Source organism: Agrobacterium sp. 22-221-1 (assembly GCF_053522445.1).
Window position 1 is genome coordinate 100,839 of the sequence record NZ_JBNWCL010000012.1, and the last position, 19,912, is coordinate 120,750.

Consider the following 19,912-nt stretch of genomic DNA (forward strand, 5'->3'; position numbering starts at 1 on the left):
CGCGCCATCATCGTTCCTATGCTTGACCCGCAGAATGCCGAAGGAAAGGAAAAGCAATGACCGTCGTTGAAGCCGTAGCCGAGCCGGAAAGCGCCATCCGCACCATTCATACCGATCTGCCCGTCAACGCCACCTTCCACGTCTGGCTGAAGGCGAAGAAAGATGCCGAGCCCGGTGCCGTGTCCTTTTCCAATCAGAATGGAAAATTCGCTGAGGTTTCAAGCGTCAACACGGAAGAGTTCGGTTTTCGAATCTATCAGGTTTTCGGCGGCGGCCATGTGGAGCTGAGTTACGACACGGTCACAACCGCCGTTTCCGTCATCTACTGGTTCACCGCTTCGGATGTGCTGGAAACCGGCATTACCGTCGTCCATACTAAGCCTGACAATGCCGCACCCGAACTTCCCGGCAGCTATCATTTCCGCCCGCCCTTCGGCTGGATGAACGACCCGAACGGTTTCGGTCGTTTCGAGGGGCGGCCGCATCTGTTCTATCAGCATTATTCCCACGGGCTGCGCTGGAACACCATGCATTGGGGCCATGCCGTCTCCTCGGATTACCTACGCTGGCGGCACCTGCCGATCTTCCTTTTCCCTTCCGAGGATCTGACGACAAGGCCGGACAAGCGCGGCGGCGCCTATTCCGGTTCCACCATTCCGCTGGTGGAAGGCACGGGCATCCGCGTCTTCTTCACCGAGCAGGTGCAGGACCGCATTCCCGAACAGCAGATACAGCTCACCGCCACCTCGTCCGATCTCATCATGGCCGGACAGGCCGAGGTCATTCTCGGCCACCGCCCGGACGGACAGGGGCTGACGCCGGATTTCCGCGACCCTTACGTCTTTCGCGGCCCCGACGGGCTGTGGAAAATGGTGCTCGGCAGCCAGAGCGATGGCGGCGGCGTCATCCTGCTCTACGAGACGCTGGACCCCACCGCCGCATCGGGCTGGACCTATGTGGGCAAGCTGTGGGTGGAAACGCGTTATAAAACCACGGCCATCGAATGCCCCTGCCTGCTGCCGCTCGATGGACCCGCCAATGCCCGCTCCACCCGCTGGGTGCTGGTCTATGGGCTGATGCATTCGGAAGACCCGGAAACCGGCCGCAAGAACCTCACCATGGCCGATGTCGGCTGGTTCGACGGCAAGGTCTTCACCAGGGAATCCGGGCAGGAACTGGATTTCGGCACCGATAATTACGCCTTCCAGGCCTTTCTGGATGGCGACAGCATCATCGGCATCGGCTGGCTGGCCAATTGGGCGGATGCCAATCCGGAGATCGATTTCCCCACCTCCATGACGCTGCCGCGCCGGATTCACTATGCAAACGGCGAGCTTCTGACCCCGCCCATCGGTGCGGCGGAAAGCCTGCGCAGCCATATTCTCGACCGCACGCGGCTGGCCGCTGGCGAACGCGTTACCTTCATCAACGGGGCGGTGGAAATATTGTTCGAGCTTGCCTCGCCCGGCGCACCCTTCGAACTGGTGCTCGATCATCCGGCGGTCAGGCTGGGCGTCGTTTCCGATGAAACGGGCCTGTGGATCCGCCATGAGGACGGGCGGGAAGGTCCTTCGCCGCATTATATCGCCAAGGGAGCCAAGGCATCCCGCATCCGCATCTTTCTCGATTACGGCTCCATCGAAGTCTTCGCCAATCGCGGCCGATATGTGGGCACCAAGCGCATCGAAGGTTTCGAACCGGTGCGCTCGGCGCTGCTGAAAGCCGCCTCCGGCGCGGTGGTGCATGCCACCAGCTGGGCGCTGAAACCGTGAGGAACTTTTTGGCGGATTGGGCGGTTGATAGACCGAAACCGCCCATTCCACGGATAAGGAGAAACGGCATGACCAAAATCCGCGACACCAGCGATCCGATCCTGTTTCCGACCGAAGCCAATGAAAACAAGGCCGAGAAAAAACGCGCCGGCAAGGGCATCGTCGTCATCATCGGCGCGATCGCGATCATGGCATTCGTCGTTTACCTGGCGGCGATCACCATCGCCACCACTCAGTCCTGACGGCGGCGGAAGAGCCGCCTTTCGCCCCGCAAGCCGCTGGCGGTCATGATCGCCAGCAGCGATACGACCACACCCAGCCCATAGAGATAAACCATCGGCATCGTCACATCCGCCCGCTCGATCTGCCCTACCAGATCGGTCGCAGCAGCGACGGTGCCGCTGGCGCCCGCACCGGCGGCGGCGCCCAGCGTCGCGACCGTCGGTAGCAGCGCGCCCGTCATCTTGCGTTCCTCTTCCGGCGCGGCCTCCATGGCGGCCTGGCTGATGCCGGCCCATGACATGCCGAAGGCGGAGCCGATCAGGATTTGCCCGACGAGCATTTCTCCCCAGTTGCCGGTCGCAAGCCCGAGCCCCAGCAGCGCGCAACCGGGCACCATCTGGTAAGGGCCGTAATGCAGGCAAATCTCCCGAAGGCGGGCAGAACGCAGGCTGCCGATCAGCATCGCCACGAAGCTCCAGGCAAGCGGCATCGTCACCACGATGAAACCGGCAAAGGTCGGTTCATGCCGCCAGAGATTGATGGCGACATAAGCGAGATAGACGCTGCCCAGCGCATGGGCATAGGACATCAGGAACAGCACCCAGAAACCGCTGCCGAGCACCGTCTTCAGCCGGAACGAATCCCTCGGGAAAAGACCGATTGAGGGCCGGATGCCCGCGCGCAGCGAGGCCCACAGCAGCGCCGCCCCCGCCAGCAGGGAAATTGCCCGCAGGCTCGCATCCTCGAAGGCGGAAGGCGCGGAAAACGCCAATGCGCCGACAAGGCAAAGAGCCAACGGCACCAGCGGTTTGCGCGTCGCCGCCACCGGCCGCTCGGCGGAGACGGCAATGGCGGTATAGGCCAGAAGCAGCAGGATCAGCGGAGCCGACAGCAGGAAAGTGGCGCGCCAGGAGATGTGTTCGGTGGCGAAACCGCCGGTCAGCGGGCCGATGAAGGAGGCAACCGCCCAGATCGCCGCCTCGATGGCGAAGACCTTCGGCAGCAGGCCGGAGCGGAAACCGGCGGGAATGAGGCTGTAGCACACGGCGACGATCAGCCCATCGGCCAGCCCCTGCAGGGCACGGCCGACGACGACCCACAAAAAGTCGCCGGCGATTGCCGAGAGGACCGAACCGAGCGAAAAGATCAGGCAGCAGAGAAGCAAAACGACGCGTGCGCCAAAACGCTCGCGAAACAGGACGGCGGTGACGCCGCCCGCGACGGAACCGACGAAATAGAGACTATAGGCCCAGCTATAAAAGGCAGCGCCGCCGATTTCGTTGACGGCCACGGGCAAGGCCGTCACCACCGCGAACTGGTTGAAAGCGTGCAGGCCGATACCGGAAGAGATGACGGTCAGAAGCGAGAGATTCGCCCCGCTCAGCAATTCGCTCCAGCCGTTTTTCTCCGTCATTTCCATACTCGACAAAGCCGTATCCTTTCCATTTTTTCGGGTACGGCGGGCAAACTAGAACCTCAAGCGCCATTGAGGTCAAGACGGCTTTTTCACGCAATCCGGCCTGACGGAATTCAGCGGCAGCAGGAACCCCAATCCCTCGCGGGAAGGCAGAGCTTTCGATGGGATTTAGGGAAGACCCGGAGCGCGACGGGACACGAGGCGCGTGAGCATATGGCGTAGATGATCCTGCCCGCCGAAAAAGACCGCAAGAATACGCACGGTCTTTTCACCCTCATCGACATCGAAATAAAAGACAGCCTGATTTTTCGTTACCCGGCGAAGGCCGGGCAATATTTCAGGCAATAATGTCCCCTGAAAAGGCGCTTTGTGAAGCGCTTCCATATCCGCTTCAATTGACCCCACACGTCGTGCAGCGCGCGCGAAAGCGCCCGGCAAGGCGTCGCCGAGGTTGAGATAGGACTGGATGAGATGATCGAGAATGAGGCCGAGGTCCTGATCCGTCTGCGTCGAGCGCAGGACCTTAAAGGCCATAGCCGGCCTTCTTGGCTGCGATCATCGCTGCCGTTCTTTCCTTGCCGTCTTCCACGGAGACGAAATCGCCCTGCCCGCGCTCGACAAGCAAATCGCGAAGCGCTGCAAGTTCGGCGTCCTTCAGTTCCGTTTCCTGCCGGAGCAGCTCCAGCCCACGCTGGACGACGGCACTAAGGCTGGCATAACGCCCTTCCTCCACCAGCCTGCGGGCGAAACTGTCCTGTTGATCGGAGATGGAAACTGACGCCTTGACGGACATTGTGGCTATCCCGGTTCAAAAGAGATGCTACTCAGTAGCATATTTCGCCCATTATTCCAATGGGCGTTCTCAGGCGGGATCGATCATGCTGATGACACGACCGGCGATTTCGTCGATCGTCGCATCGTCAAGGGTTTCGATATATTTCGCTTTTTTCTGGGCGACACGGGCAACAATGTCCATGCTTCTCACCTGATTGCATAGTGCGACACCCGTTGTCCTGTGGCCCGATATGTTCACGGCAAGCCCTGCCTTGCGTGTGAATACTTCGCCCGTCGTCACGGGAACGACAAGGCACAGTCCAACCGCATTGATTTCTCTCGGCGTGATGACGATACAACGATGCTCGTCCCTGATTTCGCTGCCGATGACAGGATTGAGGTCGACCAGATAAACGTCGCCACGTTTTGGAACCTGGCTGCGGACCATCAAAGGGCTTCTTTGCCAACTGGCGGCGCTTCGTCCCACTCCCGCGCGCTGGCATTGAGGGCGGCGACTTCATCCGCACCCTCCAGCAGTTCGGCAAGCGTGAAGCGTTTCTTTTCCTGCCGAACCGGGCTTGCGACCAGCGCGCCATTATCGACCTCGAGCGTCAGTTGCTCACCGATTTCCAACCCCAGCATCTTCAAAAGAGCGGGCGGTATGGTCATCACCGCCGCACCGCCCTGACGTCTTATTCTCGTCGTTACGGTCATTCGTCTACGCTCCATTTTGTGCAACATATGTAGCACATTTTTGGACCTGTGCAAACGGAGGACGCCTCTCAACCCGCCCGTTCCGGCGAATAACCGGCTTCGCGGATCGCCGCTTCCGCGGTTGCGGCATCGCCCGTAACCGTCAGCTTATGGGCATCTAGGTCGATGCTGACGGACGCGCCGGGCAGCACCTCCGTTAGAGCGCCGCGCAGCGTCTTTTCGCAATGGCCGCAGGTCATGTCCGGAATGAGGAAGGTGGTTGCACTCATGGTTTTCTCCTTATCGCCGGTCGCGATGTTCTCGCACCGGCTGTCATTAAAGGTCAGTGGGTTCGCGCGGGTCTGGCGTCGGTCTTATCCGCGCCCGCGAGATCGTCGAGGATGGGGCAGTCGGGCCGGTGGTCGCCGCCGCAGCAATGGGCGAGATGGGAGAGCGTCTTCACCATGCTCTTCATCTCGGCGATCTTCTGCTCGAGATCGGCGATGTGGACGAGCGCAATCTCCTTCACCGCCGAACTCTCGCGGCTCTTGTCCTGCCAGAGTTTCAGCAGCGTCTCGGTTTCTTCGAGCGAGAAACCGAGTGTGCGCGCCCGCTTGATGAAGCGCAGATTATGCACGTCCTGCTCGCCATAGACCCGGTAATTATTGCCGGTGCGGGCGGCCGGGGTGATGAGGCCGATCTGCTCGTAATAACGGATCATCTTGGCGGAAACGCCCGATGCTTCCGATGCCTGGCCGATATTCATGACGTCACCTCCCGATGGGCCACCTTCGCCCGTTTCAACCGCAGCGCATTGGCGAGAACGAAGACGCTGGACAGCGCCATGGCGCCCGCGCCGATCATCGGCGACAGCGTGATGCCGAAGGCCGGATAAAGCACGCCCGCCGCAACCGGTATCAGCGCCGCATTATAACCGAAAGCCCAGAACAGGTTTTCCTTGATGTTGCGAATGGTCGCCCGGCTCATCTCGATGGCGTTGACCGCACCGAGAAGATCGCCGCCGACCAGCACAACATCGGCGCTTTCGATGGCGACATCCGTTCCCGTGCCGACGGCGATGCCGATATCGGCCTCGGCGAGCGCCGGCGCATCGTTGATGCCGTCGCCCACGAAGGCCAGCACCTTGCCGCCTGCGCGCATCTCGTGGATCGCCTTCACCTTGCCTTCGGGCAGCACTTCGGCCACCACGCGGGAAATGCCGACCTGCCGGGCGATTGCATTCGCCGTGCGTTCATTGTCGCCCGTCACCATCGCCACTTCGATGCCCATCGCCTGCAATGCTTTGATCGCAGTGACACTCGAGGGTTTCAGCGGATCGGCAACCGCAATCGCAGCCGCCAGCCTGCCGTCGATGGCGGCATAAAGCGGCGTCTTGCCCTCATCACCCAGCCTTGCGGCGGCCTCAGCGAAGATATCCACGGAATGGCCGAGTTTGGCCATGTAACGATCCGCGCCGACTTCGACCCTGCGACCATTGACGGTGGCGGCGATGCCGTAACCCGTCACGCTTTCGAAGTTTTCGACGGTGGCGGGTTCGAGTCCCTCCGGGGTCGCCACATTCTTTTCTTCTGCGGCCCGGACGATGGCTTCGGCAATCGGATGTTCCGAGCGGCCCTCGACGGCGGCGACCAGCGCCAGCACCTCGTTGTCGGCGAAGCCTTCCGCAACCACCAGATCGGTCAGTTCCGGGCGGCCCTTGGTGACAGTGCCGGTCTTGTCGACCACGACGATCTCAGCCGAGCGCAGTTCCTGCAGCGCCTGTCCCTTGCGGAACAGCACGCCCAGTTCCGCCGCCCGGCCGGTGCCGACCATGATCGAGGTGGGTGTGGCGAGACCCATGGCGCAGGGGCACGCAATGATGAGCACCGCCACGGCATTGACCAGCGCGAAAGTATAGGCAGGCTCGGGACCGAAGATCGCCCAGACGATGAAGGTCAGGACAGCGATTGCTATGACAACGGGCACGAACAGCGCGGTGACGCGGTCCACCAGCAGCTGAATCGGCAGCTTGGACCCTTGCGCCTCCTCAACCATGCGGATGATCTGCGACAGCATGGTGTCGGCGCCCACCTTGGTCGCCTTGAACTTGAAGGCACCTGTCTTGTTGATGGTGCCGCCGACAACCGTTGCGCCGACCGTCTTTTCCACCGGCACGGGTTCGCCCGATATCATCGATTCATCGACATAGGACGAGCCCTCGACGACTTCGCCATCCACCGCCAGCCTTTCGCCGGGACGGATGACGACGATATCGCCGGCCATCAGGTCCTCAGGGGAAATATCGATGGTGGTACCATCGCGCTCCACCCGGGCGGTCTTTGCCTGCAGGCTCATCAGTTTACGGATGGCGTCCCCGGTGCGGCCGCTGGCGCGGGCCTCCAGAAGCCGCCCGGTCAGGATCAGCGTCACAATGACGGTGGCCGCTTCGTAATAGACAAACTGCGCCTCTTCCGGCAGCAGGTCGGGCGCGAAGGTGACGACGACCGAATAGAGATAGGCGGCGGTGACGCCCAGCGCCACCAGCGAGTTCATTTCCGGCGCACCGCGCAGGAGCGCGGGGAAACCGGTCTTCAGGAAACGCAGACCCGGTCCGAAAATCACCGCCGTCGCCAGCGCGAAATAGATGTAATAGAGGTTCTGCGTCTCGATGATGCCCATCAGCCAGTGATGCATCGGCTCATAGAGATGCCCACCCATTTCCAGCACGAAAAGCGGCGCGGTCAGGATCGCGGCAATCGTCAGGTCGCGCTTCAGCGCGCCCTCTTCGCCCGCATGCTGCATATGGTCGTGGCCGCCGGCCTCGCCCGCCGCCATCTGGCCGTGGCCCTGATGATGTCCGTGGTGCTGGCCGTGACCGTTGTGGGCTGAATGGTCGTGCGGCGCCGGCGTCTTCAGCGCGAACCCGGCGAGCTTTGCCGTTTCCACAAGCGCATCCCGTTCACGCCGGCCGCCAATCGTTTCCACGGAGGCCTTGCCGGAGGCCGCATCGACCTTGACCGCGATTGTGGTGGCGACCGCTTCCAGAACGGCCTTCAGCCGCTCGGCCTCAGCCTCGCCCCGCAAGCCTTCCACCGCAAATTCGTGACGCTCAGGCGCGATATCGTAACCGACCTTCTTGATGGCGGCGCCAAGCGTTCTGGCCGAAAAACCCTCGGCCGGCTCGACCGTGAGCTTCTTCGTGGCGAAGTTCACGGAACTCGACATGACACCCGGCACCTTGGCCGCGGCCGTTTCCACCCGGCGCACGCAGGAAGCGCAGGTCATGCCTTCCACGGGAATGGAAACCGGTTCATGTCGATGGGCGTGTTTGACTGTCTCGTTCATGGGAAATCCCCTTTCGAGACCCTATGTAGAGATTCCCATGATGGGAAGGTCAAGGGAAGCGGAAACTTTTTGTTGAACACACAATCGTGAGTGCAGCCCCCCGCTGCAAAAATATGACGTCCGCCGCGATCATACGATCTGTGGACCGCTACCGGGCGAGGCCTGCCAGGCGCGTTCAGAGGGCGGCACGTCTCGCCAGATAAACCGTGGCGCCGCCGCATTCGGGATCGTTGACGACATGATCGAGAAGCCGGAAACCGTGCGCGGCGAGCAGGCTTTCATATTCATCGCGTGCGAGGCTCGCATGATAAAGCGGCCGGCCCTGAAAGGTGCCGATCGCTTCCCCGTGATCCGGTCCGGCCGTGAACATCAACGCCGCGCCGTCATTGGCATGCTGGTGGAAAATGCCGAACATGCGGCGCTGATCCTCCACCGTCAGATGGAAAAAACTGTGCCACGCGATCAACCCGTCGAAGCGGCGGCCGAGGGCCAGCTTTCGCATATCCGCAACCGCCCAGAGGTTCCCGGGAAATCTCTTCCGGCAAAGCTCGACCAGCGGCAGGGACGCATCGATGCCCGTGACGTCATAACCGCTGGCGATGAAGTAGCCGGCGATCGGCTCACCGGAACCGCAGCCAATATCGAGAATGGACGCGCCCTTCGGCAAGAGCGAGATGAACCTGTCGAGCCAGGTTTTTTCGGCAAGGGAGCGTCCACGCTGCCTGTCGAAATCGGCCCCGTGTTCATTGTAGATCGTGATGACGTCACGAGAGGCATCCGGCATATGCTTTTCCTTTTCGGGCAAAGGTCATGCCGGCTGCGCACTTACCGATGCACGGCCAGCCGGGGAATATCGCGCAGGAAGGCATCGCGCACGGCGGGGCCGAGCGGCTCGTCGGACGGTTTGTCGGAAACGCGCAGTCTCGCGAAGACGATGTGCTGGCCTTCGCGCTCCGCCCAGCCGACGAACCAGCCGAAGGGGCGGTTGCGGTCGGGATTGCCCTTTTCGTCGCGCATGTAGCCGGTGCCGGTCTTGCCATGCACGCTCCAGCTTTCCGGCGCATCGAAGACCGGCACGATTGCCCTGGTCTTGGCCTGCGCATCGCGCGAGACCGGCAGATTGCCGGCCAGAAGGCGGCGGAGAAAGCCGACCTGTTCCACCGGCGAAACCGTCAGCGACGATCCGAGCCAGGAATGGGTCAGGCCGTTGTTCTTGCCCGGCTCGCCGGAAACATCGGCATTGCCGTAGCCGAGGCGCTTCACATAGGCGGCGAATTTTTCCGGGCCGAGGCGGCGGGTGATTTCACGCGAATACCACAGCACCGAATCCTGCTCCCATATCGAGGGATCGACCGTCTTGCGGTCGGAGGCGCGCGCCTCCGTGCCGGGTTTCCAGTCCCAGGCGGGCGTTTTTTCATCCTGAAGAATACCGGCGTCGTAACCGATCAGCGCCAGCGGCACCTTGAAGGTGGAGGCCGGCGCCACGCGCTGGTCGCAGGCGCCCTGCTGATTGATGATGGCGCCGGTCTCGATGGAGGTGACCAGCGTGCATTCGAAGGCCTGGGGCTGTTGCTGGGCGTCAGCGGAAAACGGCAGGAGCCCCGGAAGGGCGAGGCATGAAAGAACGATGGCGGGCAGCCGGTAGCGCATGCGTTTTGATGTCCCTCGTCCGCTTTTGCGGATCATTTGCCGGAATGGCCGGAAGCTGTCTTTGATTTCAGACAAGTCGTACCCCGAAACCGTGACACGCTTTCGGGCGACACTGCCTTAAGGGAACGATGAGGCAGGAATAGGACCAAAACGAAAATCGACGGTTTCCGTCACGTCCGTTCCTTTTCGCCCGCCCTCTCGCCAACCGTCTCACCCACTGTCAGGGGCCAGTCGACCACATAATCCTCGAAGTCGTCAACATCCACATCGGCCTCGCTGACGGTGCGGCCGCGGGCGGAAATGCCGGCCTGATGCACCGTTTCCGTATCGCCGGAAACGAGATAGTGCCACCAGTAGAGATCCTTGCCGTCACGCACCAGCGCATAGGCGCAGGTGGGCGGCAGCCAGCCGATCTCATGCACCTTCTTCAGGTCGAGCTGAATACAGTCCGGCACGGTGGCGCGGCGGTTTTCGTAATCGGAGCATCGACAGCTCTCGCCGTCGAGCAGCACACAGCGAACCGAGGTGAACACCACTTCGCCGGTGTCCCAGTCCTCCAGCTTGTTCAGACAGCACAGGCCGCAGCCGTCGCACAGGCTTTCCCATTCCTCGCCGGTCATCTCGGTCAGCGATTTGGTTTTCCAGAACGGCGCGTCATTCATCGTTAACATTTCCGTTTCATTTTGATCTCTTGGACGGGAGTGTTTAACCGGTCCCTAATCCTTTATATCGTATCGCCAAGGGCTGGTTTGTACGATATTTTAGCATATTGGCAGGCGGCAGAGGGGTCATTGGCCCGCGAAAGGCCGCCGCGTCAAGCACTTCCGACATAACCATGCCACGGTTTTGCGTCGGGAATGGGTTGAAGCGTAGAATATCAGGCAGACATATCGATGGCAGCGTTGCGTTGAACAGGAAAACATCGCCAGGTGCAGGAAGAAAAAGACGATAAAAAAGGCCGTAAAAAACGGCACATCCTGCTCCGGATCGATAGCTTCATCGACTCCGGCCTGTGGACGGCTGCGGCAAGGCTGGTGGATTTCTGGGAAGACGTCACCATCGCCTCCCGCAAGCTGCATGTGCGCGGCTGGAAGAAGCTTCTCGTCAACCTGACCTGCGACGCGCTGACCTTCGGAACGGCGGGTTCCGTCGTGCTTCTGGCGCTCGCCATGCCCGCCTTCGAGGAAACCAAGAAGGACTGGCGTTATCGCGGCGATTTCGCCGTCACCTTCCTCGATCGCTACGGCAATACCATCGGCCATCGCGGCATCATTCATGAGGATTCCGTTCCGATCGACCAGATGCCGGATCATTTCATCAAGGCGGTGCTGGCGACCGAAGACCGGCGTTTCTTCGACCATTTCGGCATCGATTTCATCGGCCTTGCCCGCGCCATGAGCGAAAACGCCCGCGCCGGCGGCGTGGTGCAGGGCGGCTCGACGCTGACGCAGCAGCTCGCCAAGAACCTGTTCCTCACCAATGAGCGCTCGCTGGAGCGCAAGATCAAGGAAGCCTTCCTCGCGCTGTGGCTCGAGACGAACATGTCGAAGAAGGAAATCCTCAGCCTTTATCTCGACCGCGCCTATATGGGCGGCGGCACCTTCGGGGCGGCGGCGGCGGCGCAATTTTATTTCGGCAAGAACCTGACCGATGTGACGCTGGCGGAATCCGCCATTCTGGCCGGCCTGTTCAAGGCGCCGGCCAAATATGCGCCGCATGTCAACCTGCCGGCAGCCCGCGCCCGCGCCAACACCGTGCTTTCCAACCTAGTGCAGAGCGGGTTGATGACCGAGGGTCAGGTCATCGGCGCGCGGCGCAACCCGGCCACCGTCATCGACCGCGCCGATGTGAAGGCGCCGGATTATTTCCTCGACTGGGCTTTCGATGAAGTGCAGCGGCTGGCCGCCGAGGGCAAGTTCAAGGACCACACCGTCGTCGTGCGTACCACCATCGATACCGGTCTGCAGCAGGCGGCCGAACAGGCGATGGAAATGGGCCTGCGCGAATTCGGCGAAGGTTACCGCGTCAAGCAGGGCGCGATGGTGATGATCGAGAACGGCGGCGGCGTGCGCGCCATGGTCGGCGGGCGCGACTATGGCGAAAGCCAGTTCAACCGCGCCACGGCGGCGCTGCGCCAGCCGGGCTCCTCCTTCAAGGTCTATACCTACTCGGCCGCCATGGAAAAGGGCATGAAGCCGGAGACGCTGATCTCCGACGCGCCGGTGACCTGGCGCGGCTGGTCGCCGCAGAATTACGGCCGCTCCTATGCCGGCAAGGTGACGCTGCAGATGGCGCTCGCCAAATCCTACAACACCGTGCCCGTGCGTCTTGCCAAGGACGTGCTCGGCACGCAGGTCATCGTCGATACCGCCAAGGCCATGGGTGTCGCCACGCCGCTGCGCAGCGACAAGACCATTCCGCTCGGCACATCGGAAGTAACGGTGCTCGATCAGGCCACCGCCTACGCCGTTTTCCCGGCCGACGGCATGCAGTCGCGCCGCCACGGCATCGAGCAGGTGCTGGATTACGAGGGCAATGTTCTCTACGATTTCAGCCACAACGAAGCGCCCGCCAAACGGGTGCTTTCCGAAGACGCCAATTCGAAGATGAACCAGATGCTGGTGACCATCCCGGTCATGGGCACGGCCCGGCGCGGCGCGCTGGATAACGGCATCGTTTCCGGCGGCAAGACCGGCACCTCGCAGGCCTATCGCGATGCGTGGTATGTGGGTTTCACCGGCAATTACACCACGGCCGTCTGGTTCGGGAACGACGATTTCACGCCGATGAACAACATGACCGGCGGCGCGCTTCCGGCCATGGCCTTCAAGCGGCTGATGGACTACGCCCATCAGGGCATGGAACTGCGCCCCATTCCCGGCATCCAGAACCCGCTGCCGACAGGCGCGCGCCCGCAGCCTTCTGCGGAAGTGGCGGCCGCAGCCACCAGCACCCCCGCTTTGCCGGCGCTCACCCGCCCGCGCTCGCTTTCGGCCGAGGCAACGCGTGTGATCCGCTCCATCGCCAAGAAGATGAAGGACGCTTCGGCCTTGAGTGTGACGACGCAGAAGGTGGCGGATGCGTCCTTGCGCGAGGGCGCGGAGGATGCGGCGCGGCGGTGAGGTTGCGGCGGATAAAGGGTGCGTTCGGAGTTCGGGGCTCACCCCCCCTCTGCCCTGCCGGGCATCTCCCCCTCAAGGGGGGAGATCCGCTGGTGGCCCTCCCGCCACTTCATTCTCTAACCTTGAGATGGGCGAAACTTCGCCGCAGATCGATCTCCCCCCTTGAGGGGGAGATGCCCGGCAGGGCAGAGGGGGGTAAGCCACGCACTCCGCCGCCGCCGTTTCTCCAGATCCTCAACTTAGCGTAACAACACCCCCCTCGCCGTCTCCACCACATGCGACGTCAACACCCCCAGCCGCTCCGCCGCGAGCCGGTTGACTTGCCAGTAAAGCGGAATATCGAGCGGCGTGCCGGGAACGACCTCCACCAGCCTGCCCGTCTTGAGGTGATCTCCCACAAGCTGCACCGGGTTGAGCCCCCAGCCCATGCCGGAAAGGCTCGCCTTCACGAAACCGTCGGTCGAGGGCAGCCAATGGGTGGGATAGGCGATATCCTCGCCCAGCACCTTCCTGACCCAGCTCGTCTGCAGCCTGTCCTTCTGGTTGAAGGTGAGCCCCGGCGCGCGCGCAAGGGCGGCGGGCGTGACGCCCCCGGCGAAATGGCGGGCCATGAAATCCGGGCTGGCAGTGGCATGATAGCGCAACACGCCGAGGGGCAGGACCCGGCAGCCCTGCACCGACTTGGCATGGGCGGTGACGGCGGCAAGCACTCTGCCGCCGCGCAGCCATTCCACCGTGTGATCCTGATCGTCCACCGCGATATTGACGAGATAGTCGCTGCCGCCGGTGAATTTCGAAACCGCATCCAGAAACCATGTGCCGAGACTATCGGCATTGGTGGCGATGTTGAGCGTCACGCGCTCCTGCCCTGCGCCCGCTTCCGCCAGCGCCGGAAGCTGTCGGAACAATTCGCTTTCCAGCATGCCGACATGATCCATGTGACGGCACAGCCATTCGCCCTTTTCCGTTGCCACGCAGGGGTTGCCGCGCACGATCAGCACCACGCCCAGCCGCTCCTCCAGTTGCTTGATGCGCTGGGAGACGGCCGACGGCGTGACGCACAGCACCTGCGCCGCCTTTTCGAAACTGCCGGCCTGGGCCACGAGCGCCACGGCCCGCATGGAGGGATAGTCGAGCATTACGGCACCTCATGCAGGGTTTGACGGTGGCGGGAGGGCCCTGGAAGCCATGGGCGACGGCCTCTCCTTCCCTCATTCCTGTGCTTGTCACAGGAATCCAGTCGACGCACGTCTGTGCGGCGGAAGAGTCTTTTCAGCCCAAGGACTTGGGCTGGCTGGATTCCTGTGACGAGCACAGGAATGAGGGTAGAGAAATGGCAACGTTGCGGAAAATCGAGAGGTTGAAGAGAGGAGCGCGCCATTAGCTCAGCTTATCCAGATTGAGTTTATTTAACTGGATTAAACTATCTGACGGAAATATCCAAGCACTCGGTCCGGAAGCAACGCCTTCGGCCATTCCACAATGGACACAGGCAGGGGCCGCGACACGCATGGACATCCAGATCTTCTTCACCGGCCTGACGATGGGCCTCAGCCTCATCGTCGCCATCGGCGCGCAGAATGCCTTCGTTCTGAAGCAGGGGCTGGCGCGTTCGCATGTGTTTGCCGTCTGCGCCACCTGCGCCATTGCCGATGCGCTGTTGATTACCGTCGGGGTTTTCGGTTTTCAGCGGATCAGCGCCATCATGCCGGCGCTCGATCCCATCATGCGTTATGCGGGGGCCGCCTTCCTCATCTGGTATAGCGCCAAAAGCCTGCATTCGGCGCTGCGCTCCTCCGAGGCGCTTTCGGTGGCGGAGCGGCAGGAGGCAAGCCTGTGGCAGACGCTGGCCATCTGCCTTGCGCTGACCTTTCTCAATCCGCATGTCTATCTCGATACCGTCGTGCTGCTCGGCACCATTTCCACGCAGTTTCCCGGCTTCGAAAAAACCTTCGCGGCGGGCGCGGCCACCGGCTCGCTGGTGTTCTTCTTTTCACTGGGTTACGGCGCGCGCTGGCTGCGGCCGATCTTCGAAAAACCCTCCGCCTGGCGCATTCTCGAAGGCGTCATCGCCGTCACCATGTGGGCCATCGCCTTCAAGCTCATCATGGGCGCCTAAAGCGGCGGCGTATCTCCCTCTCCGATATCCCAATAGAGCCCGGCCATAAGGGTAAGCGCCTCGCGGGCGATCTCCTTCGGCAAATGTTCGTTCGGCGCATGCTGCGAGCAGCCGGGATAGGAATGCGGCACCCAGATGGTGCGCAGTTTGAGGATATCGGCAAAGATATCGTTGGGCAGCGAACCGCCGAGATTGGGCAGAAGCGCCGGTTTTCTGCCCGTCGTGCGAGCAATGGAGCGCAGCGTGAAATCCACCCATGGATCCTGCGGATCGAGCCGGGTGGCGCGGAAAATCTCGTCGCCGGCAGGCGCGATTTCCACCATGGCGAAACCCTGCCGGTCGAGATGACGCCGCACGGCGGGCAAAACCGCTTGCGGATCGATACCGACGACGAAGCGCAATTGCAGCCGCGCCCATGCCCGTGGCGGAATGGCGTTGACCGGCGCACGCGGATTGCCGGTCTCGAAAGCCAGCACTTCCAGCGCGCACCAGCCGAAAACCCGCTCGGCGGTGGAAAGGCCGGGCTCGCCCCAGTCCCGATCGATCTTCGGGCCGTCCGGCCCGCCATCGATTTCACAATCGGCAAGGGCCTCACGCACCGCTTTCGGCAATTCCTCCGGCACCAGTTCCGGCACGCGGATCTGGCCGGTCGGGCCGACGAGACTTGCGACGGCATGGGCCAGCTGCACGCCGGGATTGGAGAGCGCGCCGCCCCAATTGCCGGAATGATGGCCGCCCTCACGCGCCTCGATCACCAGATCGAAGGTGATGCCGCCGCGCGCGCCGAGAAAAACCGTCGGCCGTTCCGCATTCAGGCGCGGGCCGTCGGAGGCGACCAGAAGATCGGCCTTCAACCGCTCGCCATGGTTCCGGCAAATCTCCCTCAGGCCGGGGGAGCCCCTCTCCTCGCCCATCTCGATCAGATATTTGGCGTTGAAACCAAGCCTGCCGCGTGTCTCGAGCACGGCCTTCAACGCCGCCATATTGACCGAATGCTGCCCCTTGTTATCGGCGGTGCCGCGCCCATACCACCTGCCATTGCGCTCAGACATCACAAAGGGCGAAAGCCCCTCGGCCCAGCCCTCGTCCTGACCGCGCACCACATCCCCGTGGCCGTATCCCAGCACGGTCGGCAGCGTGTCGCCTTCGAAACGCTCGGCGATCAGAAACGGCAAATCCGCCGTCGGGTCACGCAGGATGGTGCAGGAGAAACCCATGGCGGCGAAAGCGGGCAGCATTTCCTGTTCCAGATAAAGCGTCAGCTCCTCGCCCTGCTCCTCATTCTGGCTTTCGGTCCGTCGCAAAACGCGTCGCGACAAATCCCGCTCGAAGCTGCCATCGTCGAAACAGGCGGCGGCACGGTCGATTGCGGATTGTCGCGACATGATGGAATATCCCCGGTTGTGATCATTTTCACGGAGAGTAAACAAGCCGCGCCATTTTCCAAACAGGGAATCAGTGATAGTCCTCGACCTGTTCATAAACGGGAAAACAGCGTGTTCCGAGTTCCATTCCTTGTCGGCATCGCCCTTCTGATCGCCTTTGGCGGCGGTATTGCCGCGACGCTGGCAGCCCTTGAGGCGACATCCGGCTTTGGATCGATCCGCATCGGCTCCTGGGATGCCTTTCCCGAAGCGCAGACGATCGAGGCCGATCCTTACGCCAAATCGCACCGCGCCGACGCCGGCAAGCTGCTTTACGGAACCGCGGAAGGGCTGGCTTTTACCGCCTCCGTCGACAGCGATGGACAACGCCTGAGCGGCGAATGCCGCTACCGGCTGGCCGGCGCCGTGCCGCCTGCACGTTTCTGGACGATTTACACCGCCGACCAGCAGGGCAATGTGCTGGCGGAGGATGCGGGGCGGCCCTTCGCGCTGAATTCCCGCACGCTTTTGCGCAGCGCCGATGGCGGCATCGATATCACCATCGCCGCTGACGCCCAGACCTATAATTGGCTGTCGGTGCCGCAGGGCCAGACCTTCAGGCTGGTCATGACCCTGCTCGACACGCCCGTCGCGGGCAGTTCCGGCCTGATCGATATCTCCATGCCGCAAATTCGCAAGCTGGGGTGTGGCAATGCTTAGGGTCCTGCTCGCCATCCTCACCGGTCTCGTCGGCGCAGCCGTGCTGCATGTCATCATTCTTCTGGCGATACCGCATTTCAGCAATCGCGACGCCTATACGCGCGCGGTGGCGGAAGGAAAGCCGCATCAGTTTCATCTGCTCGAAGAGACGACGGAGAAAAAGACGCTTGGCAGCGGCGATCCCTTCATGCGGGTCGCGGTCTGCACCTTCGATATCGAGGACAAGCCGGTCAGGCTCACCGCCATCGGGGCCGTGCCCTTCTGGTCGGTCGCGGTTTACGACAAGGCGTCGAATGAGGTGTTCAGCATGAATGACCGCACATCCGCCGGCGGGGTGATGGATATTCTGGTGGCGGATGCGGTGCAGATCGCCGCCATCCGCAAGGCGCAGCCACCCGCGCTTTCGCAGGCCATTCTGGCGGAATCGGATCAGACGGAAGGATATGTTGTGTTGCGGACCATGGTGCCGCAGCCGAGTTTCGGCGAAGAGGCGGAACGGTTCCTGAACGAGGCGAAATGCCAGCCGACGGCGTGGAAATAACGTCGGTTATTCTCTTTAGTCAGGATTTGAGGGCGGTTTCCGCTGCGGATTTGCCCTTGCGCGCGACTTTGCCGGTCGGCTCGGTATCGCGTTTTTCATAACGCACGCCGGTAAACAGCACGACTTTCGCCGGGCCGATCATCGTTGCCACCGCGCCGGCGGGGCGCAGGCTTCGTCGGGCGTCGCCGATTGGAATAATCTCTGCCATGCTCATCTCCTCTTCGGGACATGATTGTCAATGTTGCCCATGGGAACCGCGCAAGCCTCGTCTTGCGTCGGGAATTTCATCACCATCACATTGCGCATAGGCCAGTCCACAGACTGGTTTTCGCACGATCCAAAAATCCAAAGCGATTCTTATAAGGGGATCGTGCGCAGATTCAGGCTTCGCATGCCATTTTTGCATTTATTCCGTCGATAAGAATAACATGGAATCCTAATACTGCCCATGAAATTACAAACAGACAGAGGTTAATGATCCGTTAACCTTAATTGCCGGACCGCAACTTATTCCGGCCGGAGCCGCACCCCTTGAAAACAAAGGCGATGCGGTAAAGTTCCACGGCTTTTCGTCCGTCATCAAGGTTTTAAAATTTCCTTGTTGATAGAGGCGGATTCTCTCTTGCCACCCCCCATAGTTAACAGGACGTCAACGCATTTGCTCTAATTTGAGCCGATATTGTGTTTGCGTTTGTTGGGTAGTGCGTTGACCGACCGGTTTCGAGAACTTGAGAGGCCAAGAGCCGTGAGGAAGAAAGATGTGGTGCTGATGGCCACCGTGACGAATTTCGAGAATGTCTCCCATCCGTCAAAAACGGACCTTCGGCAGTTCGCCGAACTTTTCATGCCGCTTTTCAACGCCTCCACCGACGAAGCCAAGCGGGAGGCCATTGCCGCGCTCTCCCAGCATCCGAGCGTGCCTTCGGCTGTCGCCTTCTTCATCGCCTGCCAGCCGATTTCGCTTGCGGCGCCCTTCCTCATCTCCTCCAAATGCCTCGATGACGACACGCTGATCACCATTGCCCGCACGCAAGGGGCGGCGCATGCGCGCGCCATCGTGCGCCGCGAGGACCTCTCCCCCACCGTCATCGATGCGCTTGTCGGGCTGCGTCACGCCGAAGATCTGAAGCGGCCGGATGGAGAGACGACGGCTACCGAACCGCAAGCGGCGGAAAGCCCTGAAGAGCCGAAAGCGGAAGAAAAGACGGACAACATCGCCGCCGCTTCCGCGCTCGAAGAGGAAATGCGCCAGCGAATCAAGCAGATGGCGCATCACCTGAACCGCCCGGAAAGCGACGTTCTCGGCCTTCGCCGGTTGAGCGAGGTGCAGGAAGCGCTGCTGGTGCGTTTCGCCCGCGAGCGCAATGCCCGGCAATTCGCGGTGGCGCTGGCGGATTCTCTCTCCTCCAGCTACTGGCTGTCGGAGCGCATCATGCTCGATATATCAGGCGCACAGCTGGCAACGACGCTGACCGGCCTTGGCATGGAATTTTCCGAAGCGGCTTTCGTGCTGCAATGCTTTTATCCGCATCTTTCCGCCGCCGAAGGCGATATGAGCCGTGCCGAAGCCCTGCTCGACCGTCTCGACATCGTGGAATGCGAAGAGCGGCTGGAGAGCTGGCGGCGGGCCGACAGCTATACGCATGGCCGCGAACGGCCGGACCGCAGCGCACCGGCTGCGCGGAGAACCGGGACGCAAGGGTAAGTGGGCTGGCCTTGCATCTTCACGGGTTGAAGAAGCGGGCCATTGCCGGACAATTCTAGGCCTTGGGCTGATCCACCAGCGTCAGCAGCGTCCCGATCTCATCGGTTTCGATCTCCACCACCCACAGGTCGCTGTCGAAGCGTCGTTCCCTCTCAAGAAGAGCGGCGCTTTCCTCGCCATCCGCACCGGCGAGGCGCGTTTCGAAACGGCGCTCGGCGCGGATGTCCTCGTCATCGGCAAAGCTCTGCGGCGCGGGTCCATAGAGATTTTCGCGGTCATCGCGCAGGCGCTGACGAATGAAAATCGCCCCCGCCTCCTCCGCCCCCTTCTTTTCGACAGCGGCAAATCCGCCGGCGGCGAAAACGCGGCGGATGAGGGCTGAGACGAACATTTCGGACTTGAGGCGCATGGGGGTGCTTTCGATGGAAACGGTGGGGTGGGCTTCGCAATGTTGGTTTTGGGCGGGCG

At 61.8% G+C, this 19,912-nt stretch carries 22 protein-coding genes; 7 read left to right on the forward strand and 15 right to left on the reverse strand.

Annotated features, from left to right (window positions below; translation table 11 throughout):
• The first annotated feature begins 56 nt into the window (after nucleotides 1-56).
• Both ACQZ5N_RS18290 and ACQZ5N_RS18295 read left to right on the forward strand, forming a co-directional pair.
• Nucleotides 57-1,772 carry a GH32 C-terminal domain-containing protein gene (locus ACQZ5N_RS18290; protein ID WP_448733708.1) on the forward strand — a complete coding sequence of 572 codons (1,716 nt, stop codon included), beginning with the start codon at nucleotides 57-59 and terminating at the stop codon, nucleotides 1,770-1,772.
• A gap of 68 nt (nucleotides 1,773-1,840) precedes the next feature.
• Complete coding sequence (locus ACQZ5N_RS18295) at nucleotides 1,841-2,014, forward strand: hypothetical protein (RefSeq protein ID WP_078051557.1); 174 nt, start codon at nucleotides 1,841-1,843, stop codon at nucleotides 2,012-2,014.
• On the opposite strand, the gene ACQZ5N_RS18300 is transcribed toward ACQZ5N_RS18295, so the two are convergent.
• From ACQZ5N_RS18300 to ACQZ5N_RS18350, 11 genes are all read right to left on the reverse strand, one after another.
• Nucleotides 2,005-3,414, reverse strand: coding sequence for an MFS transporter (locus tag ACQZ5N_RS18300; RefSeq protein WP_448733737.1), 1,410 nt, complete (start codon nucleotides 3,412-3,414; stop codon nucleotides 2,005-2,007). The genes ACQZ5N_RS18295 and ACQZ5N_RS18300 overlap by 10 nt on opposite strands.
• 165 nt (nucleotides 3,415-3,579) lie before the next feature.
• On the reverse strand, nucleotides 3,580-3,945 hold the full coding sequence (locus ACQZ5N_RS18305) for a type II toxin-antitoxin system RelE/ParE family toxin (RefSeq protein ID WP_448733709.1): 366 nt from the start codon (nucleotides 3,943-3,945) through the stop codon (nucleotides 3,580-3,582).
• The gene (locus tag ACQZ5N_RS18310; RefSeq protein WP_080817383.1) at nucleotides 3,935-4,204 is read right to left on the reverse strand and encodes a ribbon-helix-helix domain-containing protein; all 270 of its coding nucleotides are present in this window, start codon (nucleotides 4,202-4,204) and stop codon (nucleotides 3,935-3,937) included. The genes ACQZ5N_RS18305 and ACQZ5N_RS18310 overlap by 11 nt, the downstream gene beginning before the upstream one ends.
• A gap of 69 nt (nucleotides 4,205-4,273) precedes the next feature.
• On the reverse strand, nucleotides 4,274-4,633 hold the full coding sequence (gene mazF, locus ACQZ5N_RS18315) for a type II toxin-antitoxin system toxin MazF (protein WP_448733710.1): 360 nt from the start codon (nucleotides 4,631-4,633) through the stop codon (nucleotides 4,274-4,276).
• Nucleotides 4,633-4,899: a type II toxin-antitoxin system antitoxin MazE gene (gene mazE / locus ACQZ5N_RS18320; RefSeq protein WP_059753836.1), complete on the reverse strand. Its 267-nt coding sequence runs from the start codon at nucleotides 4,897-4,899 to the stop codon at nucleotides 4,633-4,635. Before mazE ends, mazF begins: the two co-directional genes overlap by 1 nt.
• A gap of 68 nt (nucleotides 4,900-4,967) precedes the next feature.
• Nucleotides 4,968-5,168 (reverse strand): heavy-metal-associated domain-containing protein, encoded by a 201-nt coding sequence (locus ACQZ5N_RS18325; RefSeq protein WP_269827965.1) that lies wholly within the window; start codon nucleotides 5,166-5,168, stop codon nucleotides 4,968-4,970.
• Between the two features lie 53 nt (nucleotides 5,169-5,221).
• Nucleotides 5,222-5,644 (reverse strand): Cu(I)-responsive transcriptional regulator, encoded by a 423-nt coding sequence (cueR, locus tag ACQZ5N_RS18330; RefSeq protein WP_142778905.1) that lies wholly within the window; start codon nucleotides 5,642-5,644, stop codon nucleotides 5,222-5,224.
• A complete protein-coding gene (locus ACQZ5N_RS18335) occupies nucleotides 5,641-8,223 on the reverse strand; it encodes a heavy metal translocating P-type ATPase (RefSeq protein WP_448733711.1) in 2,583 nt (860 codons plus the stop codon). Before ACQZ5N_RS18335 ends, cueR begins: the two co-directional genes overlap by 4 nt.
• A gap of 175 nt (nucleotides 8,224-8,398) precedes the next feature.
• Complete coding sequence (locus ACQZ5N_RS18340; RefSeq protein WP_448733712.1) at nucleotides 8,399-9,007, reverse strand: class I SAM-dependent DNA methyltransferase; 609 nt, start codon at nucleotides 9,005-9,007, stop codon at nucleotides 8,399-8,401.
• Between the two features lie 41 nt (nucleotides 9,008-9,048).
• Nucleotides 9,049-9,873, reverse strand: a complete 825-nt coding sequence (gene blaOXA, locus ACQZ5N_RS18345) for a class D beta-lactamase (protein ID WP_020811374.1) — start codon at nucleotides 9,871-9,873, stop codon at nucleotides 9,049-9,051.
• A 170-nt stretch (nucleotides 9,874-10,043) separates the two neighbouring features.
• A complete protein-coding gene (locus tag ACQZ5N_RS18350; protein ID WP_003522310.1) occupies nucleotides 10,044-10,535 on the reverse strand; it encodes a YcgN family cysteine cluster protein in 492 nt (163 codons plus the stop codon).
• 267 nt (nucleotides 10,536-10,802) lie between these two features.
• On the opposite strand from ACQZ5N_RS18350, the gene ACQZ5N_RS18355 reads away from it, so the two are divergent.
• The gene (locus ACQZ5N_RS18355) at nucleotides 10,803-12,995 is read left to right on the forward strand and encodes a transglycosylase domain-containing protein (protein WP_065654209.1); all 2,193 of its coding nucleotides are present in this window, start codon (nucleotides 10,803-10,805) and stop codon (nucleotides 12,993-12,995) included.
• Nucleotides 12,996-13,234: 239 nt separating this feature from the next.
• On the opposite strand, the gene ACQZ5N_RS18360 is transcribed toward ACQZ5N_RS18355, so the two are convergent.
• Nucleotides 13,235-14,134 (reverse strand): LysR family transcriptional regulator ArgP, encoded by a 900-nt coding sequence (locus tag ACQZ5N_RS18360; RefSeq protein ID WP_448733713.1) that lies wholly within the window; start codon nucleotides 14,132-14,134, stop codon nucleotides 13,235-13,237.
• A gap of 371 nt (nucleotides 14,135-14,505) precedes the next feature.
• Here ACQZ5N_RS18360 and ACQZ5N_RS18365 point away from each other — a divergent pair, with 371 nt between their 5' ends.
• A complete protein-coding gene (locus ACQZ5N_RS18365; RefSeq protein WP_448733714.1) occupies nucleotides 14,506-15,114 on the forward strand; it encodes a LysE/ArgO family amino acid transporter in 609 nt (202 codons plus the stop codon).
• On the opposite strand, the gene ACQZ5N_RS18370 is transcribed toward ACQZ5N_RS18365, so the two are convergent.
• Nucleotides 15,111-16,499, reverse strand: a complete 1,389-nt coding sequence (locus ACQZ5N_RS18370) for a M20 family metallopeptidase (RefSeq protein WP_448733715.1) — start codon at nucleotides 16,497-16,499, stop codon at nucleotides 15,111-15,113. The two genes, ACQZ5N_RS18365 and ACQZ5N_RS18370, sit on opposite strands and share 4 nt — an antisense overlap.
• Before the next feature lie 111 nt (nucleotides 16,500-16,610).
• On the opposite strand from ACQZ5N_RS18370, the gene ACQZ5N_RS18375 reads away from it, so the two are divergent.
• Together ACQZ5N_RS18375 and ACQZ5N_RS18380 are read left to right on the forward strand one after the other, a co-directional pair.
• Nucleotides 16,611-17,198 (forward strand): DUF1214 domain-containing protein, encoded by a 588-nt coding sequence (locus tag ACQZ5N_RS18375; RefSeq protein ID WP_003522305.1) that lies wholly within the window; start codon nucleotides 16,611-16,613, stop codon nucleotides 17,196-17,198.
• A complete protein-coding gene (locus tag ACQZ5N_RS18380) occupies nucleotides 17,191-17,739 on the forward strand; it encodes a DUF1254 domain-containing protein (RefSeq protein WP_035261158.1) in 549 nt (182 codons plus the stop codon). Before ACQZ5N_RS18375 ends, ACQZ5N_RS18380 begins: the two co-directional genes overlap by 8 nt.
• 19 nt (nucleotides 17,740-17,758) lie before the next feature.
• Here ACQZ5N_RS18380 and ACQZ5N_RS18385 read toward each other — a convergent pair whose 3' ends face one another.
• Complete coding sequence (locus tag ACQZ5N_RS18385; RefSeq protein WP_198939066.1) at nucleotides 17,759-17,947, reverse strand: hypothetical protein; 189 nt, start codon at nucleotides 17,945-17,947, stop codon at nucleotides 17,759-17,761.
• Between the two features lie 561 nt (nucleotides 17,948-18,508).
• Here ACQZ5N_RS18385 and ACQZ5N_RS18390 point away from each other — a divergent pair.
• A complete protein-coding gene (locus ACQZ5N_RS18390) occupies nucleotides 18,509-19,444 on the forward strand; it encodes a DUF2336 domain-containing protein (protein WP_448733738.1) in 936 nt (311 codons plus the stop codon).
• 55 nt (nucleotides 19,445-19,499) lie between these two features.
• Here ACQZ5N_RS18390 and ACQZ5N_RS18395 read toward each other — a convergent pair whose 3' ends face one another.
• The gene (locus tag ACQZ5N_RS18395) at nucleotides 19,500-19,853 is read right to left on the reverse strand and encodes a DUF1491 family protein (RefSeq protein WP_448733716.1); all 354 of its coding nucleotides are present in this window, start codon (nucleotides 19,851-19,853) and stop codon (nucleotides 19,500-19,502) included.
• Nucleotides 19,854-19,912 lie beyond the last annotated feature (59 nt).